Raw genomic sequence first — 2,002 nt, forward strand, 5'->3', positions numbered from 1 at the left:
CCGATGAAGATGATCTCGGCGTTGCTCAGCGGCTCCAGCGGATCGCCGGACCAGACGACCACATCGGCCGCCGCGCCCGCGCGCAGTTCGCCGATCTGCCCGGCCATGCCGAAGATCTTCGCCGGATTCACCGTGATCGCCTCGATCGCCGACTCGTACGGCAGACCGTGCGAGACGGCGTTGCCGGCGTTGTAGCGGGTCTCGCGGGCGCGGTGGATCGAGCCCTCATTGCCCTTGATGGCGATGGTCACGCCCGCGGCGTCCAGGGCCGCGGCGTTCTCCATCCGCACGGCGCGGGTCTCGAGGTTGCCCGGCAGGTTGGAGATCGGGTTCAGCAGCACGGGCACGCCCGCGGCCACGATCTGGTCGGCGACCAGCCAGCCCTCTTCGGCGCCGTCCAGGATGACCTTCACCCCCTCCTCGCGCGCCAGCCGCAGCACCTGCTGGATGTCCGCCGCGCGGTGCACGGTGACGATGAGGGGCATGGTGCCGTTGGCCACCGGGATCAGGGCCTCCAGATCGGCTCGCGACAGGCTGAGGTCGCGCAGGCCGGCGCGGTCGTAGGCGGCCCTGTTGCGCGCATACAGGCGCACCTCGGCGAGGGTTTCCTTGAACTGGGTGAACTCGGCCCCCCGCGCGCCGCCGGCGACGCCGGCTCCGGCCTCGCCGAACGGCGCGACCATGGCCACGCGCGGCTTCACCAGAATGTCCGTTCCCTGCGCCAGATGGATGACGGCCGCCTGACCGGCGAACAGGCTGGGGGCCTGCAGACCCGCCGAGCCGACGCCGGCGAAGTCGCTGTCGTCCTGGTGCTGGTGCCCGCCCGAGCTTCCCGGGTGGCTGGGCACGACGATGGCGCGGGTGATCCCGCCCAGGCGCGCGACCGGCAGGGTGAAGGACCAGGGATCGAGGCCGTAGCTGACGTCGAACGAGGCGCTGATGGAGTTGGCGCCGTTGGACTGGTCGTCCGACCCGCCCACCGACGAGATCTCCGACGCGCCCAGACCGCTGTCCACGGCCACGAAGCCGGGAGCGACGACCTTGCCGCGGGCGTCGATGACGCGGGCGCCTGACGGCGCGGCGCCGGTCCCGACCGAGACGACCCGGCCGTTCTGGATCACCACCGTGCCGTTCTCGATGACGGAGGTGCCGGTCAGCACCCGCCCGCCGGTGATGGCGGTCAGGGACTGGGCGAAGGCGGGGGTGGTCAGGGCGGCGGCGCAGGCGGCGCCGAGGATGAGGTTCCTGAGGCGCATCAGCGGGCTCCCTGCGGGACGTTGGCGGCGGACAGGCCGAAGCCGGGCTGGCCCAGTTCGAAGTCGGAGACGGGCTGATAGGCCGGGTCCATGCGGTCGAAGCTCAGGCCGCCGTCGATGAAGACCTGGTCGGCGCGGGCGTAGACGCTGAACGGATTGGCGCTCCAGATCACCACGTCGGCGCGCTTGCCGGCCTCCAGCGACCCCGTCTGGTCGGCGATGCCCAGCGAACGGGCCGGGTTCAGCGTGATCCAGCTGATCGCCCGCTCCTCGGAGATGTTCATCCCGATACGACGTCCGGCGGCCAGACCGGCGGCGGCTTCCTGGTTCAGGCGCTGGGTCAGTTCGGCGTCGTCCGAGTGGATGACCGCGCAGCTGTTCGGCTGGGCGTCGACCAGGGCCGCATTGGCCTCGACCGCGTCCAGGGCCTCCATCTTGAAGCCCCACCAGCCGGTCCACATGTCGGCGCAGATGCCCTCGCGGGCCAGCAGCGGCGCGACCTTGTAGGCCTCGATGGCGTGGTGGAAGGCCGTGATCCGGTAGCCGAACTCCTTGGCGATATCGATCATCACCGCCATCTCGTCGGCGCGGTAGCAGTGGTTCTGCACCAGCACCGACCCGTCCAGCACCCCGGCGAGGGTCTCGAGCTGCAGATTGCGGGTCGGCGGCGAGCCCTCGCCGTCCTCGCGCCACTTGTCCCATTTGGCCTTGTACTCGCGGGCCGCGATGAAGGCGGCGCGATAGCC

Annotated in this window: 2 protein-coding genes; both read right to left on the reverse strand. The window is 71.0% G+C overall.

Annotated features, from left to right (window positions below; translation table 11 throughout):
- Window positions 1-1,256 (reverse strand): amidohydrolase family protein (locus V6M42_RS11115; protein WP_332678516.1); only part of this gene is annotated, 1,256 nt, incomplete at its 3' end.
- On the reverse strand, window positions 1,256-2,002 hold a 747-nt coding region (locus V6M42_RS11120; protein WP_332678517.1), incomplete at its 5' end, for an amidohydrolase family protein. The genes V6M42_RS11115 and V6M42_RS11120, both read right to left, overlap by 1 nt.

The organism is Brevundimonas sp., assembly GCF_036677305.1.
In the GTDB taxonomy this organism is placed as follows: domain Bacteria; phylum Pseudomonadota; class Alphaproteobacteria; order Caulobacterales; family Caulobacteraceae; genus Brevundimonas.